This is a genomic window from Paenibacillus brevis (genome assembly GCF_018919145.1).
In the GTDB taxonomy this organism is placed as follows: domain Bacteria; phylum Bacillota; class Bacilli; order Paenibacillales; family Paenibacillaceae; genus Fontibacillus; species Fontibacillus brevis.
The window spans coordinates 142,364-157,364 of sequence record NZ_JAHLQJ010000009.1; the positions used below are offsets into that span (position 1 = coordinate 142,364).

At 48.6% G+C, this 15,001-nt stretch carries 15 protein-coding genes; 11 read left to right on the forward strand and 4 right to left on the reverse strand.

Annotation, left to right across the window (positions count from 1 at the left end; translation table 11 throughout):
* Positions 1-58: 58 nt before the first annotated feature.
* Genes KQJ23_RS11990 through KQJ23_RS12005 form a run of 4 tightly spaced genes read left to right on the forward strand, consistent with a single transcriptional unit; the run spans position 59 to position 3,337 of the window.
* Entirely contained in the window at positions 59-754 is a 696-nt protein-coding gene (locus KQJ23_RS11990; RefSeq protein ID WP_216479117.1) for a dihydroorotate dehydrogenase electron transfer subunit, read from the forward strand.
* Complete coding sequence (locus KQJ23_RS11995) at positions 751-1,683, forward strand: dihydroorotate dehydrogenase (protein WP_216479118.1); 933 nt, start codon at positions 751-753, stop codon at positions 1,681-1,683. Before KQJ23_RS11990 ends, KQJ23_RS11995 begins: the two co-directional genes overlap by 4 nt.
* A gap of 39 nt (positions 1,684-1,722) precedes the next feature.
* Positions 1,723-2,076: a prenylated flavin chaperone LpdD gene (gene lpdD / locus KQJ23_RS12000; RefSeq protein WP_216479119.1), complete on the forward strand. Its 354-nt coding sequence runs from the start codon at positions 1,723-1,725 to the stop codon at positions 2,074-2,076.
* Positions 2,069-3,337: a molybdopterin molybdotransferase MoeA gene (locus KQJ23_RS12005; protein ID WP_216479120.1), complete on the forward strand. Its 1,269-nt coding sequence runs from the start codon at positions 2,069-2,071 to the stop codon at positions 3,335-3,337. Before lpdD ends, KQJ23_RS12005 begins: the two co-directional genes overlap by 8 nt.
* Before the next feature lie 156 nt (positions 3,338-3,493).
* On the opposite strand, the gene xerS is transcribed toward KQJ23_RS12005, so the two are convergent.
* Positions 3,494-4,570: a tyrosine recombinase XerS gene (gene xerS / locus KQJ23_RS12010; RefSeq protein WP_216479121.1), complete on the reverse strand. Its 1,077-nt coding sequence runs from the start codon at positions 4,568-4,570 to the stop codon at positions 3,494-3,496.
* Positions 4,571-4,949: 379 nt separating this feature from the next.
* Complete coding sequence (locus tag KQJ23_RS12015; protein WP_216479122.1) at positions 4,950-5,876, reverse strand: L-lactate dehydrogenase; 927 nt, start codon at positions 5,874-5,876, stop codon at positions 4,950-4,952.
* A 301-nt stretch (positions 5,877-6,177) separates the two neighbouring features.
* On the opposite strand from KQJ23_RS12015, the gene KQJ23_RS12020 reads away from it, so the two are divergent.
* The 4 genes from KQJ23_RS12020 (at position 6,178) to KQJ23_RS12035 (ending at position 9,463) form a co-directional block, all read left to right on the forward strand.
* Positions 6,178-7,167, forward strand: coding sequence for a polysaccharide deacetylase family protein (locus KQJ23_RS12020; RefSeq protein WP_216479123.1), 990 nt, complete (start codon positions 6,178-6,180; stop codon positions 7,165-7,167).
* 67 nt (positions 7,168-7,234) lie between these two features.
* On the forward strand, positions 7,235-8,524 hold the full coding sequence (locus KQJ23_RS12025; protein WP_216479124.1) for a WD40/YVTN/BNR-like repeat-containing protein: 1,290 nt from the start codon (positions 7,235-7,237) through the stop codon (positions 8,522-8,524).
* Positions 8,525-8,675: 151 nt separating this feature from the next.
* Entirely contained in the window at positions 8,676-8,864 is a 189-nt protein-coding gene (locus KQJ23_RS12030; RefSeq protein ID WP_430522297.1) for a hypothetical protein, read from the forward strand.
* Positions 8,865-9,052: 188 nt separating this feature from the next.
* Entirely contained in the window at positions 9,053-9,463 is a 411-nt protein-coding gene (locus tag KQJ23_RS12035) for a DUF2500 domain-containing protein (protein WP_216479125.1), read from the forward strand.
* Positions 9,464-9,524: 61 nt separating this feature from the next.
* On the opposite strand, the gene KQJ23_RS12040 is transcribed toward KQJ23_RS12035, so the two are convergent.
* A complete protein-coding gene (locus tag KQJ23_RS12040) occupies positions 9,525-10,850 on the reverse strand; it encodes an FAD-dependent oxidoreductase (protein WP_216479126.1) in 1,326 nt (441 codons plus the stop codon).
* 278 nt (positions 10,851-11,128) lie between these two features.
* Here KQJ23_RS12040 and KQJ23_RS12045 point away from each other — a divergent pair, with 278 nt between their 5' ends.
* The 3 genes from KQJ23_RS12045 (at position 11,129) to KQJ23_RS12055 (ending at position 14,316) form a co-directional block, all read left to right on the forward strand.
* The gene (locus tag KQJ23_RS12045; RefSeq protein WP_216479127.1) at positions 11,129-11,551 is read left to right on the forward strand and encodes a cell wall hydrolase; all 423 of its coding nucleotides are present in this window, start codon (positions 11,129-11,131) and stop codon (positions 11,549-11,551) included.
* Between the two features lie 97 nt (positions 11,552-11,648).
* Positions 11,649-12,035, forward strand: a complete 387-nt coding sequence (gene gerQ / locus KQJ23_RS12050; protein ID WP_249529718.1) for a spore coat protein GerQ — start codon at positions 11,649-11,651, stop codon at positions 12,033-12,035.
* Between the two features lie 1,000 nt (positions 12,036-13,035).
* On the forward strand, positions 13,036-14,316 hold the full coding sequence (locus KQJ23_RS12055; protein WP_249529719.1) for a hemolysin family protein: 1,281 nt from the start codon (positions 13,036-13,038) through the stop codon (positions 14,314-14,316).
* Between the two features lie 76 nt (positions 14,317-14,392).
* Here the strand turns inward: KQJ23_RS12055 and KQJ23_RS12060 are convergent, their stop codons facing one another.
* The gene (locus KQJ23_RS12060) at positions 14,393-14,974 is read right to left on the reverse strand and encodes a TraR/DksA C4-type zinc finger protein (RefSeq protein ID WP_216479130.1); all 582 of its coding nucleotides are present in this window, start codon (positions 14,972-14,974) and stop codon (positions 14,393-14,395) included.
* Positions 14,975-15,001: the final 27 nt, after the last annotated feature.

The window sequence follows — 15,001 nt, forward strand, 5'->3', positions numbered from 1 at the left end:
TGCATCTTATAGAGAAGTGTATTTTCAGCATCATCATGTATAGAGAGGGGAGAGGGCATTGCCGGCAGTCATCTATAATGAGCAGATTGCAGAAGGTGTATACCGTCTTGCCGTAGAAGGCTCCTATGCCGCACGGATGGGACAGTTTTATATGTTAAGGGCGTGGGATATGTATCCACTGCTATCAAGACCGCTTAGCGTATTTAACGTGGAGGATAACTATATTGAATTTCTGTACCTGGTTGCAGGAGAAGGAACCGCGATCTTCTCGAAGCTGCAAGCAGGGGATGAAATCATGCTGGAAGGCCCGCTCGGCAATGGATTTTCGAAGTCTGCGGGACGGACAGCTTTTGTTGGCGGGGGAATCGGGATTGCCCCGTTTTATTATGCGCTGAAACAGGTGCCGGAGGCCGATGTATATCTCGGCTTCAGCCGCGAGGCGTATTTGGTGGACGAGTTTAAGGCATTAACGTCAGGCGAGGTTATTACGAATGTTGGCGGGATTATTTTGAATCAGGTCGACTTTAACCAATACGATACGATCTATACCTGCGGTCCTCACAAGATGCTTGAGGCTGTGCAGCAGAAGCAGGCGGATTCAGGTACAGCGGCGGATGTGTACGTATCCCTTGAAAATCGAATGGCTTGCGGGATCGGAGCCTGCCTCGTATGCAGCGTCAAGTGCAAGGAAAAACGCAAAAAGGCTTGCGCAGACGGACCTGTATTCCGTGCGGAGGAGGTTGTTTTTGAATGATCAACACATCATACACGATGGCAGGGGTAACCTTCAAAAACCCGGTCGTTATGGCTTCAGGAACCTTTGGATTCGGTAAGGAGTACGGGACGTATTATGATCTGAACCGGCTTGGCGGTATTTCGGGAAAAGGACTGACCCTTCATCCCAAGGAAGGGAACTCAGGCCTTCGTGTCTACGAGACGCCTTCCGGCATGCTCAATAGTGTGGGATTGGAGAATCCGGGTGTCGCCGCGTTTCTCCAGGAGGAATGCCCGCGATGGGAGGCGCTTGATCTGGCCCGGATCGTGAATCTGGGCGGGAACACGCTTCAGGATTACATTGAAGGAGCCCGGTTGATTGAAGAGGATGCAATTGCCCGGCAACAGTCAGGACGGCCTGCAGTAGATATGATCGAGCTGAACATCTCTTGTCCGAATGTAAAGGCGGGCGGAATGGCGTACGGCATCAAGACAGAGGTTGCCCGGGAGGTGGTGCGGGAGATTCGTGCGGTGACAACACTGCCGCTGATCATTAAGCTCTCTCCAAATGCCGAGGACCTGGTCTCAATGGCTGAGATGTGTGAAACAGAGGGTGCGGATGCTATATCACTGGTTAATACATTTTCCGCTATGAAGATAGATATCTATAAGCGCCGCAGCGTCTTTAACAATCTGTATGCCGGGCTCTCCGGACCGGCGATCAAGCCGATCGCGCTCCGCATGGTCCATCAGGTGTGCAAGGCGGTAGAGATTCCTGTCATGGGAATGGGCGGCATCAGCAGTACGGAGGATATCATCGAGTTCATTATGGCTGGAGCCGCGGTGATTCAAGTGGGAACTTATAACTTTATTAATATTAGAGCCGGAATTGATCTGGTCGACGGCGTAGAATGTTTTATGCGGGACCAGGGAATCCGGTCGTTGGACGAAATCCGCGGTATCCTTTAAAATGAGAGGCAGATTGGTTGTCGACAGGGGGCATTGCGGATGGATCCATTTTCAGATATCAAGCTTGAGGCCGCTTCGCTCGGACGAGACCTGCTGGTGACGATCACCGGCGGGGAGGTCCATATCGGGGCGGCCTCAACCGCTTATTGGGCGGACGGCAGGGTGGACGTGCAGACCGCTGCCTTACCTGGGCATAAGGAGCATGTGCTTACCGTGAAGCTGGCAGAGCGGGCAGCCGCTCAGCTTCATTGTACGGTTACCCTTGTTATGGGAATTCACTATGATAATCTGACAAAGCTTGAAATTGATCAGATTAGCAAGCGTACGGAACAGTTAATGGAGCAATATTTGCTGCAGGCTGAGAGAAGAAACGGAGATGAACAACATGGGTGAAGATCAACAGGATAAAATGTCGCGGAGGGCCTTACCGGTGTCTACTGCCCAAGAGAAGGTCATTTCCTACTGCGGAAAATTAACCAGTGAATTCGTCGGTCTTTCTGCGGCTAAAGACCGTGTGCTGGCCGAAACGGTCAAGGCTCCGCATCCGTATCCGCATTTCCGCCGCTCGGGCATGGATGGATATGCAATTATTAGCAGCGATACAGCAGGCTGCTCGGCACAAACTCCGGTTCATCTCGAGGTGATCGACGAGATCCCTTGCGGCAGTCTGCCCTCGGTAGCCCTTATTCCCGGAACTGCTGCAAGAATTATGACAGGGGCCAAGGTTCCGGATGAAGCGGATGCGGTAGTCATGTTTGAGATGACTGAGGCCACCGATGGAGAGTCGGGATATTACGTAAAGCTAAAGCGAGAGATTGCTGCCGGAGCGAATATTACACCGGTGGGATTGGAGCTTGCCGAAGGTGATGTGATTCTGGAGGCTGGCCAGGTAATCTCGGCAGGCGAAATCTCGGTTCTGGCTACGTTCGGAATCTCCGAGGTCGCCGTGATCCGCAAGCCGCGCGTAGCGGTGATGGCAACCGGCTCAGAGCTGCTTGGCGTTGATGAACCGCTGCAAGACGGCCGGATCCGCAACAGCAACACCTATATGCTTGAAAGTCAGATAAGAGATGCCGGTGCAGAGCCGATTATTCTGGACGCGATTGCGGACGATCTTTCCACGGCGAGAAGCAGGGTGCTCGAAGCGATCGAGGAATACGATCTCGTCATTTCCACAGGTGGCGTCTCGGTCGGCGACTTCGATATTATGGCCGATCTTGTGCTGGGCGATGAGATGGAAATGCTGTTCAACAAGGTGATGATGCGCCCGGGCAGTGTAACGACAGCCGCGGTCAGGCAGGGGAAGCTTCTGTTTGCCCTGTCTGGCAATCCTGGAGCCTGCTTTGTCGGTTTCGAGCTGTTCGTCAGACCCGCTATCGGCCGTATGATGGGGATAGAGCAACCCTTCCTGAAAGAGGTTGAGGCGACACTGGCGGCCGATTATCCCAAGATCAATGCCTACACCCGGTTTGTTCGAGGAAGAATCACTGTTGAAGGAGCTCGGCTGCGGGCTTATCCGGCTGTTCTTGATGAATCCAGCGTGATGATTACGATTAAGGATAGCAACGCCTTGCTCGTGATTCCGCCGACAACCGAAGGAGTTCAAGCAGGGGAGCTGATCAAGGTTCTGCTGCTGCCGGGAGTCGTGGCCTAATGTAATGCTCCACTTGCCGCAGTTTCCTGCAAATGTGCAACAAGACCTGCGTAAGCAGGGGGTAACGTGTGAAGTGTGCTTACGATCGCTGTAGAAATCCGCGAGCAACAGCGATTGTAGCAACTCTTCCCACGTTGCCCCATCTAAACTAGCTTGTCAGTTCCGGCGTTCAATCGCTTCGGACATGGTCTTATCGGTCAGATGGGCATAGACCTCGGTCGTCTCGGTCGATGCGTGTCCTAGCTGTTCCTTGGTCTTGTAGATATCATTCTGCAGATAATAATCCGTGGCAAAGGAATGGCGCAGCTTATGCACGGTAAGATAAGGCTTGCCGAAGCGTTTCGCGTATTTGATGATCATGGCCTGAATCGCCCGCTTGGTCATGCGCTTGCCTTCCTTGCTTCCGTTCGGAATGGTTACAAACAGGGCTTTTTCCCGCTTCGGAGTTTTGTAGCGTGTGTGGCGCAGGGTAAGATAATGAGTCAAATCGTCCTTGGATTGCTCCCGGAAATAGACCGGTGTCTTGAAGGTCTCGTCATTGTGTCCCTTGCGGAATACATAGAGCAGCTTATTCGCCAAATCCAGATCATTCACATTCAAATTGACGATCTCAGATACCCGGAGCCCGGAATTCAGAATAAGGCTTGCAATACAGGCATCGCGCTCCCGGTTAAGCTCAAAAGCATGAAGTGCCTGCTTATTGTCCTGAATATCCTCGCGGTACCCCTCTGCAATGTAAGTAATAAATTCCGTGATTTCTTCTTCCTCAAGTATTTTTCCTTTTAGCTTTGCTGCCGTATCCTTAGGCTTGTGGATCCGTTTGATCTCCACCTTGGCCATAATGTTCCTTTTTAGCAACGGGTAAAAGTTCTCGTCTTCGGCAATCTGGCTCAAATAATGAAACAGCGAGCGAAGAGAGGACATTTTGCGGGACACCGTTACTTTTGAATTGGTTCCTTCTGTCCGAGTGGTTAGATGCAAGCGGTACGCCACGATGCTCTCCATATGAAGCACTTCAAGATCGTAAAGTGTAATATCCCCGATCACAGCAGCACTCGTCAAGCCTTCGGCAATAAGCCAACCGAAGAATTGCTCGTAATCCCGCACATATTCAAGCAGGGTAGAGGGAGACAGATCAGGTAGCTTGTAATCTATAAATTGCTGAACATAGCCGGGCATTCGCACAATCCGTTCATCCAGCTTTTTCCGGTCAATCGTCTTTTGAATACTCATAATGTCATGCAGCCTCCTGATTTTAGCAAGGTATTTTCAATCAAATAAAATGAAAACTTCAACATATGAAAAATTCAGAACAGAACCCTTATATTTGCTGGATCTAGTTCAGTTACTACATATTCCATCTTTACTGGTAATTATATCATTCTTCTATCCGTAAAAAGAAGGCGCTACGTAAATCATCGATGAAAGGGTAACACATTAATTGTTATGTTAACTTTCAAAAAGCAACATGAAGGAGGTGTGACCGGAGGATCATGATCTCTCGATAATTAATCAGATAAATCAAAAAAACAATTAGTCTCATTAATTAATACTGAAAAAAGGGCGACAAATCCGTGACCTTAAGCGGGGCCCGCGTTTGTCGCCTTTCTTTTTACAAATCCAGCTTGCTGATTTCATCCTTGAGCTTATTGGCTGAGGCCTGGAACTGCGCCAGCTCCTGATCGCCTAATTCGAGCTCAAGCACTTGTCTAACCCCGGAACCATCAACGATACATGGAACGCCAAGATACACATCTGACACGCCGTTGTAGTCGGTCAGCAGGGTTGAGACATTCAATACAGAGCCTTCGTCCTGCAGGATGGAGGTAATAATCCGGTCAAGTGCCAATGCGATAGCATAAGAGGTTGCTCCCTTGGCATTGATGATTTCATAGGCAGCATTTTTTGTATTATTGAAAATCTCCTCGCGGTCCTGTTCGGAGAACTCCAGACTGATTCCGGCGACATTGGCGAGGCTCCATAGCGGAAGCTCCGAATCTCCATGCTCACCGACGATATGCGCGTGAATGCTGCGTGGATTAATCCCTTTATTTTGACCGATCAAATAACGGAATCGGGCACTGTCCAGCAAGGTCCCTGAACCGATGACACGGTTGGAGGGGAAGCCGCTCTTGCGCAGGGACACATAGCTCAAGATATCAACCGGATTAGTCGCGACCAGAATAATCCCGTGATCATTGTATTGCACAATATTCTTAATAATGCTGTCGAAGATTCCAGCGTTCCGCTTGAGCAGATCAATGCGAGTCTCACCTGGCTTCTGTGAAGCACCCGCGGCAATCACAATAACATCCGCATCCTTGCAATCGCTGTAATCACCAGCCCAAATCTTCACGCCTCCTGTAAAAGGAAGTCCATGATTCATATCCAGGGCTTCGCCCAATGCTTTGTCTTTATTCGCATCGATCAGAACCAGTTCAGATACACGTTCCCGAAGAAACAGGGTATATGCCGTGGTTGTTCCAACGGCTCCGGTTCCGATAATGACCACTCTGCTGGAACGCAATTGCGTATTCATGAGACCATCTCCCTACATCTGGATTCAACCACTCTTAGGTTGTTCAGCATCATGAGCGGTTATGTACTTACTTACTCTAATTATTGTACATGAAACAGAAGTTAATAGGCAAAATTGCGGATACAAAAAAGTAAGACAATTCATTACTTAACTCAATAAGTTAACATAACATATTTTCTGTTTCCTTTTATTGAAGTAATAACTTTGTAACCGTAGATGTAACCATTCTGTAAGGACGAGGAGGGCAGTTTTATATTATTCTAGTTATATCATCAGATAGAGAGAGGATCTTGATATAGCCATGATAAATCATCCTACTTCCGAAAGCCGCACCACGTCCCGTTCACAGCACAGATCAGGCAAAACGATGAAAGCGCTAGTCACTGTCGCTCTCATTCTATCGTCTATCTCGATTGTTATGTCTGCTTATGCAACTAATCAAATTATCCATGGATCCAAGTCGGCGACGGGAGCAGAAATGCAGACCCCTCCCCCAGTAGCTTCACCGGTCACCGTACCGCAGGTCTCAACACCGAAGCCCAAGGACAGCTCCTCTGAAGGAGCTGCTTTAACCGAGAAGCCGGCTGTTAAACCTGGCACGGAAGATAAGAGTATAGCAAACACAGGCAAGACTCCGGCTTCGTCAGAGAAGACAGATACTCAATCCACGGTCTCTGCACAGAAAGTAGTCTATCTAACCTTTGACGACGGACCGAGTAAATATACCGATACAATAGTGGATCTGCTGCAAAAACGGGGAATACACGCTACCTTTTTCATGATTGGCAGTCAATTGACGGATCATGAGGAATCCGTCAACCGGACGATCGAGTTGGGAAATTATGTAGGGCTTCATAGCATGAGTCACAGCAAGAAGAAGCTTTATGATAGCGGGAAGGCGGACCCGTTCTTAAAGGAATATCAACAGGAACAGGCTTTGGTGAATGAGCTTACGGGAACGACACCTTGGCTGATTCGGGCTCCTTATGGCAGCAAGCCGGGAGTGAATGCGGATATTCGCGACCGTCTGGCAGAAGCTAACTTCAAAATGTGGGATTGGACCGTAGACTCCAAAGACTGGAACTATACGGGCAAGCCGGATAAAATCATTCAGGAAGTGAAGCGTCAGGTTCACCGGGATACCGAAGTTATTTTAATGCATGAAAAGTCTCAGACCGTTCAGGCTCTTCCCGACATCATTGATTATCTGCAGAAAAAAGGTTATTCCTTCGCCGTCTATAAGCCTGAGATGCATTTCCCTGTAAATTTTGCCAAGGATGATCGTTTATGATCCGGATGGTATAATAGATTGCATGGATTCTACTAAGTCTGACAGACTGGAAATGAGGTATTCCGTAATGAACAGCTGTCTACGCTTCATCAGCGCCTTGTTGATCATGGGGATGCTGCTCGCGGCTTGCTCGGCGGACCCATCAATTCCTGCGAACAGCCCAGTCTCTATTGAGGATACGCAGGAAGAGGGACAGACGCTCACGATCATTAACCCTGAATCTATCGATTCAAATATACAAGTAGAACAGCCGGCGGATGGGAAGAAGTATCAAATCCAGACCCGGCTCACAGATTTTCACCTGCTCAGCTCGACGACAGGGCTGGCATGGGGGTCTACACGAAATGAGCTCCGTCTATACCGCACCGAGGACAACGGTGTAACCTGGACGAATATTTCTCCGTCCTCTTCGGTCTTATTTTCCAGCAATCCTGAATTTGGGAAGGATATCTTCTTCTTGAATAATGATACAGGATGGATTGTTAGAAATGCGATCAGCTCTGGCGAGGCTATTGTTCTGCGGACGAATAATGGCGGTCTGACCTGGAAAATGGCTTCTTTGCCTGATACGGCCCGGGTTGTATCTGTCTTCTTCCTTGATGCAGAACAAGGCTGGATTGTTACCGAAGGCGATTACAGAGCCAGCAGCGAGGCAAAGGCTGTCTATTCAACCAAAGATAGCGGCGCAACCTGGAAGAAAATCATGAGTACGCCGATCATTGCTGCTGATGCATCAGCACGCCTTAACAAGCTGCCTAAAATCGGGGTCATCTCCGGAATGAGCTTTACAGATAAGAACCATGGGTTTGTTAGTGTGCTTGAAGCCGGCCAGCCATCTCTTTACAAAACGACAAACAGCGGTGTGAACTGGAGTAAAGTGGAGGGATGGTTCGATCATTCGAAGTTTTCGTCCTGTTCGCGCCTCAATGTGGATGCCCCGGAATTCTTCCGTGGCAACACGAAGTATGGATGGGTTCCTTTTGGTTGTGTAAAAGAGGATAATATTAAATACCAGGGATACTTCACTGAGGATGGAGGAGCTTCATGGAGCTTCGTGCCTTTCTCTGTGCCTTGGCAGCAAGGAGATTCAGCTGCCAAGGCAACGACCTTCCTGAACCGCAGGGAAGGGTGGTCGCTCCATGGGTCATCGGTCTACCATACAACCGATCTCGGAGCAAATTGGTCATTGCTTCCTCAGAGTGCGAAGCTTTCTGAAATTGTTCTAGAGTATCCTAAAGTTCTTAAGATACAATTTTTCAATTCTCAATTTGGTTGGCTGCTAGTAGGACAGAGTGATAATAACCGTTCGTTGCTTATGCAGACCATGGATGGAGGAGCCACCTGGCAGGTACTTTAAAAATAATATACAATGTGACTTTCTTCATGAAGTTCATCATTTTGTGAAATTTATCACGTGCACTCCAAAAACTTTGTGATATATTTAACTTGTAAGAAGAAATGAGAGAAATGCAAGTTCAATCATATACAAAACCTTAGGAGTGTGAGTCATGATGAAAACAGTCAACCAAGAAAACGTAACCCGTAACTACCTGCAATTCTGCTACACTTGCGAGGATGCTCATCTGTGCACGACCGAAGAGACTTGCCAGGCTTGTTGGGCAGAGCAAGGATTATGCGCTGCGCCGGAAGAGAACGCTGAAGAGACCAGAGAATTGCTGCAATTATACTATGCATAAAAAGAACGAGAATCCGGCGTAACCTTCGCGCATCCCGGGCGAGGGTTATTTTTTTGCAAAAAAACGGGACAAGGCTTGAATAATTTACCTGGGACGTGAATACAAGTTTTCGATCTAAGAGCATATACATGAGAATGAAAAGGGAGGATGACCGAAAAGCGCTAGCTTGCGCGATAAGGAGGGGAAGCATGCAATCGTGGGTAGAAATGTTCGATATAATGAACTCTGCTTTTCCAATCTTCATCGTCGTCTTGGTCGGGATTCTTGCTATTACTACAGTCAGCGGCATTCATCGTCATGTATCCAACAGCCGGAAGCCTATGCTCAGCGTCCATTCCCTCATTGTAGGCAAGCGTACAGAGGTGTCCCATCGTCATGATCCCGATCTGTCGGTGAATCGCACGGATTCCAAATACTTTGTAACCTTTGAGGTGGAGAGCGGAGACCGGTTGGAGTTCACAGTGAGCGGAGAGGAATATGGGCAGTGCTCGGAGGGTGATGAGGGCAAACTAACGTTTCAGGGAACGCGCTATCTCGGGTTTGAGCGGATGAGAAGGGCCTATCGGACCACGGGGATGCAAGAGTATAGGCACTACTAACTTTAAGGATAAAATCAAGAGCTGTCCCGAGGGAACAGCTCTTTTTGTGTGGGTTCAGCTTCTATTGTGCAACCGCATGCAACTGTAATCTCTCGGCGAGAATCTGTTGCGCGGCCGCTCGCCCGCTTGAGAATGAGCGTTCGGCCAACTCGCCCTTACCCTCGCAGCCGTCACCGCAGAAGAAGAGCGGCGTACCGGGAAGCTGGACAGGAAGGAGCTGGTTGGAGTGAATATTCTTAATACTGGACACCATGGCCTTCTTCGATACTCTCTTCACTTCAGCGTGTTCCCGCCAGCCCGGGTAATACGTATCGAATAGTGCTTCCATCTGCTGCAGTCTTTCATCCAGGTAGTGCTTCTTCTGCTCTTCATCCTCAAAGGTGTCATTCAAATAAGCAATGCCCTGGAGCAGTTGGCCACCGGCTGGAGCCACCGTATGATCTGTGGCCGATACGTCACTGATAAAGACTTTATGATCCATATCGCTGATATAGTGGAAGGGGCGGGCAACGACGTGATTGAAGCCGACGTCGTATACGAGCACCTCTGTGCAGCTGTTAGCATTATAGGCGGAAAGTTTATCCGCCCACGGCGTAGAGTCCAGCAGCTTCCCCGCTTGTTGAATCGGCATGGCCATAATGACCTGATCAAAGATCAACTCATCCCTAGTCTTGGTCTTTAATCTGAATTGTCCATTTACATAATCAATAGATTCGACAGCATCCTTCACCGCAATGTCCCATCTGCGATTATTGCGAATCTTGTCGGCTAATTGATTCGTAATGGTGGACCAGCTGCCAAGGATATAGTTGACCGGCCGAGTAGAGAGAAATAAATTATGATAATATTCTGCGATAACCTCACCGGATACTTGCCGTGCATCTTCCGGAGTGATGAAGAAGTTGGAGCAGACAAGATGCTCCCATAGTTCCTTCACATCTTCCGAGGAATGCGCCTGGTCGAGATATTCTCCGAGCGTGGCAAAATTCTTCAGATGATGCACATTCCCAATCACTGCAGCAACCTCGGCCACAAACCTCAGTTTTTCCTTTACCGTAAGCACATCGGTCTTCATAATGTTTACAAAATCAAGCGGAGCAGGGGTGAGGACACCATTCTTGGCATAGACAACCTTTCGCTTGTCAACCTGCTTGCTGTCAAAATGAAGCTGGAGCTCCTGTTCCATCATCTGCAGGGTGTGCCGGTCGAACCCATAAACAGCGTGAGCGCCAAAATTCAAAGTGAATCCGGATTTCTCATAAGTAAATGCCCGCCCGCCAAGCTGTGGACTTCGTTCAAACACAGTTCCTTCCGTCTCCGGGCTTTTGGATAAGTATGCCGCAGCAGTCAACCCGGCCAGACCGCCGCCAATAATTGCGATTTTCATGTGGGAACCTCCTAAAAGGTTGTTGAAAACAAACGTTTAGATCATGCACATGGTAGAGAACGCAAAGGGGCACCAAGCTTTATCAATCTTAGTATATGCTATTCATGTAAGCGCGTCCATAGAAATAGACACTAAATATTCAAAATTGTAATCGCATTCACAACCTATTTAATGATTACCCCTTGACAAGCCTGAAATAACTTTTTGTATATGCACCTCCTTGGGCTATCGCACATAAAATACACCACTGGAGAAGAAGGGAAGGAGGGAATAGAAACTTGGCTGTAATTCAAACGAACTCAGAAGACGTTAAGCTGTTAGCCAGATTGATCCGGGCCGAGGCAGAAGGAGAAGGGCTGGAAGGTATGCTGATGGTCGGTAATGTCGGCGTAAACCGGATCCTGGGCAATTGCCTGGATTTCCGGGACATCCGTAGCATGAGAGACATGGTCTTCCAATCTCCGGGCGGATTCGAAGCCACCCAGAAGGGATACTTTTACCAAGGTGCTCGGGAACGTGATATAGCTCTGGCAAGAAGAGTCATTAATGGTGAAAAGATTCATCCCGCTTCCAATGCTTTATGGTTCTTCAGACCGGCAGGAGGCTGCCCGTCTACATGGTATAACCAGCAAAACACCGGACGCTTTAAAGCCCACTGCTTCTTCGCTCCTACTGCGGGGGATTGTCCGCAGGTCTACTAACTTCAAGAAAATAGAAGGAGGATTTATCCACATGTTCAATTCAACGTTTCAGCAAGGGGCATTCGGACAAGGAGGCGCGGGATTCCGTCCCTACCCGATGATGAACGGACCTATGCCTTATGCCGTCCAGCAGACCCAGACCATGCCGCCTAACGTTCCAAGCGGGAGTCCAATGACGTCTTCCGGAACTGTAGTACCGGTGCAAATTCCCGCCTACGAACAATCGTACATCGAGAATATTTTAAGGCTGAATTTGGGCAAAGTCGGCACATTTTATATGACCTATGAGAACAATTCGGAATGGAATGCAAAAATATTCAAGGGTGTGCTTGAAGCAGCAGGAAGAGATCATATTATTATCAGCGATCCTACAACCGGCGTACGGACCATTCTGTTGATGGTGAATCTGAACTATGCGACCTTTGACCAGCCGCTTGTCTATCAATACCCGGGAACCATCGGCAACATGCCTACAACAAGATAGGATAGACGGCGAAAGCGCGGCAGTATAGGATAAAACCGTTTAAAGATTGATTTTGCGTGCCTGGGGCAACGTGTGAAGGGTGCTTACGATCGCTGTTGTTCGCGGATTTCTTGATTGAGTAAACCATAGCAAGGTAGAAATCCGCTCACAAAGGCGACCACTCCGTTTCTACAGCACCCTTCACACTTATGCCCTTTTTACGCATCCTACTTAGTTCGGCTTTATAGTGCCGGATGCACTATAGTAGCTCATCCAAGGCTTTCTATGCGATGGCAGAGCACTTGAATTCATCGGCATGTACATACAAGCTAGTCATATCCGGCATATAAGGAAACCGGATGACGCTGATGTATTGCAGGCTCTACTGAAGCGTGCCGCACGAGCTCCAACTCCAGCAATAACTGCATACAATGTGAAAAGCTAAACGCGCGAGTTGCTATGCAGGGGGCTTTGCCAAGGCTTGATCGAAGTATCCCATACAAGCTACATAGCGGTAGGCTTACGAGCAGTACCTGCTTGCATACCGCAGGCGGCAAGCTTATTGCAGAGCAGCAAATTGTATTGCATCTTGCAGCACTGTATGTGCATGTTGCATTGCTGCAGTTTGCGGCACAGCCATATGCAAACTGCATTATAGTTAAACTCCTAAGGCGAAGTAGCAAGGGCATATGTGAAGTGTGCTGAAAGTCCAATCAGAGAAATCCGCGAACAACAGCGATCGTAGGCACCCTTCACACGTTGCCCCAGCTAACTCGCCCTTTTTCACTAAAAGCACGCTTGAACGGATTATTTTTGACCGAAAGCCTGGCTATCTGTCATAGACCAAAGTTTGACTGTGTAGTGTATAATTATATAATTAATTATAAATATTCATATTACGGAGATGAGCTTGTTCTGTTCACTCTATACCGCGAAGGAGGTGCTCCTATTCTCCGAATTTGTGGCGGGAATAGGAAACAAATTGACTGACCCTTTACCGAGTCTTTTTTCATTAGGATTAATGCTGCTATTGGTGCTGCTGAATGGTTTCTTTGTCTCTGCGGAGTTCGCCATCGTCAAGATCAGAAGCAGCCGAATGGATGCCTTAATCGAAGAAGGACGCAAAAGTGCCGTCATTGCTAAAAATCTGCTTCAACATCTGGACGGATACTTATCAGCCTGTCAGCTGGGAATTACGCTTTGTTCACTAGGTTTGGGATGGCTCGGCGAGCCGCTGGTAGCGGGATTGTTGGACCCGGTGTTTGAGGCTGCCGGATTGACTGACCGTGCTGCGCATGTAACTTCACTCGCTATATCCTTTATCTTGATCGCAGTTCTACATATCGTGCTTGGAGAATTAGCTCCAAAGTCTTTCGCCGTCCGAAAATATGAGAAAATAACCTTGTTGTGGGCGAGGCCAATGCTTGTCTTTTACCGGATCATGTATCCTGTTGTCTGGGTACTGAACCACTTGTCTTCTGGATTACTTCGGTTGGTGGGAATCACGCCTTTGGAAGGACAGAATCGTCTGCATACTGAGGAAGAAATCCGGGTGATGATGAAGGAAAGCTCGGAGAGCGGATTAATCGACAGTACCGAAATGTCGCTGGTTGACAATATTTTTGACTTCACGGCTACCAGTGCAAGAGAAATCATGATTCCCCGTACGGAAATGATATGTCTTTATACGCAAAATTCACTGGAAGAAAACCTGACGATCGCTCTGGACGGGACACGCACGAGATATCCCGTGTGTAATGTAGATAAGGATCATATTATCGGATTCATTCATATCAAGGATCTGATCCGCTCAAGCACACAGGATTACCGTGAACTGGTCAGACCGATTATGGCGGTGCCGGAATCGACTCAGATCAGTGAACTGATGAAGCGAATGCAGCGTGGAAAGACGCAGATTGCCATCTTGATCGATGAATACGGCGGTACTTCGGGAATGGTGACCTTGGAGGATATCGTCGAAGAGATCGTAGGGGAAATTCAGGATGAATTTGATGAAGAACGTCCTGGCATCGAGCAGAAGAGCGAGGATGAATTTTCGATTGATGGGCTGATGCTGATCGAATCCGTCAATGACCGTTTTGGCTTCGAGCTGGATTGTGAGGATTACGATACGATCGGCGGCTGGCTGTATTCGCGAATTGAGATTCTGCCGCCAACTGTCGGGCAATTCGTGGAATACGAAGGACATCTGTTTAGTGTAGAGGAAATTGATCATAAACGAATCTCACGCGTCAAGCTGCTCAAACGGCAATTCGTACCGATCGAGGAAGCCGGCGCCTAAGAAATTCGAAGGCTGCTCTGTCCGCAAAACTGCGGACAAAGCAGCCTTCTTTGTTGTTTGTTCATGCCATTAATCATCAGGAAGGATCTTCTTCATCCGGCAGCATCGATTCATAATCACCACTGTTGCGGCGTGCTGCCATGGCAGGCGAATCGGAATTGCCGAAGCGCTCCACTGTACGCCAAGCGCCTGCATCGTCAAATCGTCCGCTATGCTGCCAGCCGATCTCATCCGGACGGGCAGGCGGGGGAGTGATGAGGTCTTCCTCCACAGGGCGTGACGTGAGGCCTTGTTCCTCAGCTTCTTTTCGTGCATGTTCTGTGCAAAATTCTGTATATGGCATGACGATTAATCGTTCATAGGGAATGGCTTGACCGCAGATGACACAATTTCCGTATGTGCCTTGGCGGATTCGGCCCAATGCTTCTCCTATTTCGCTCATTCGCTGCTTCAGATTATCATCAATGGCCAGATCCCGGCTGCGTTCAAATAGTTCAGTGCCTATATCGGCAGGATGGTTGTCATAAGCAGAGAGCTCGCCGGTCGAATCGGACAGGGAGTCTTCGCCGGAGTTATCAAAATGATGTTCCAGCTCCCGCTGTTCCTCCAGCAGGGCATGCTCCAGCGTGCGCAATTGTGAATCGCTAAGATGATTCATGCTCATTCCTCCTTTGCAGACATGTTA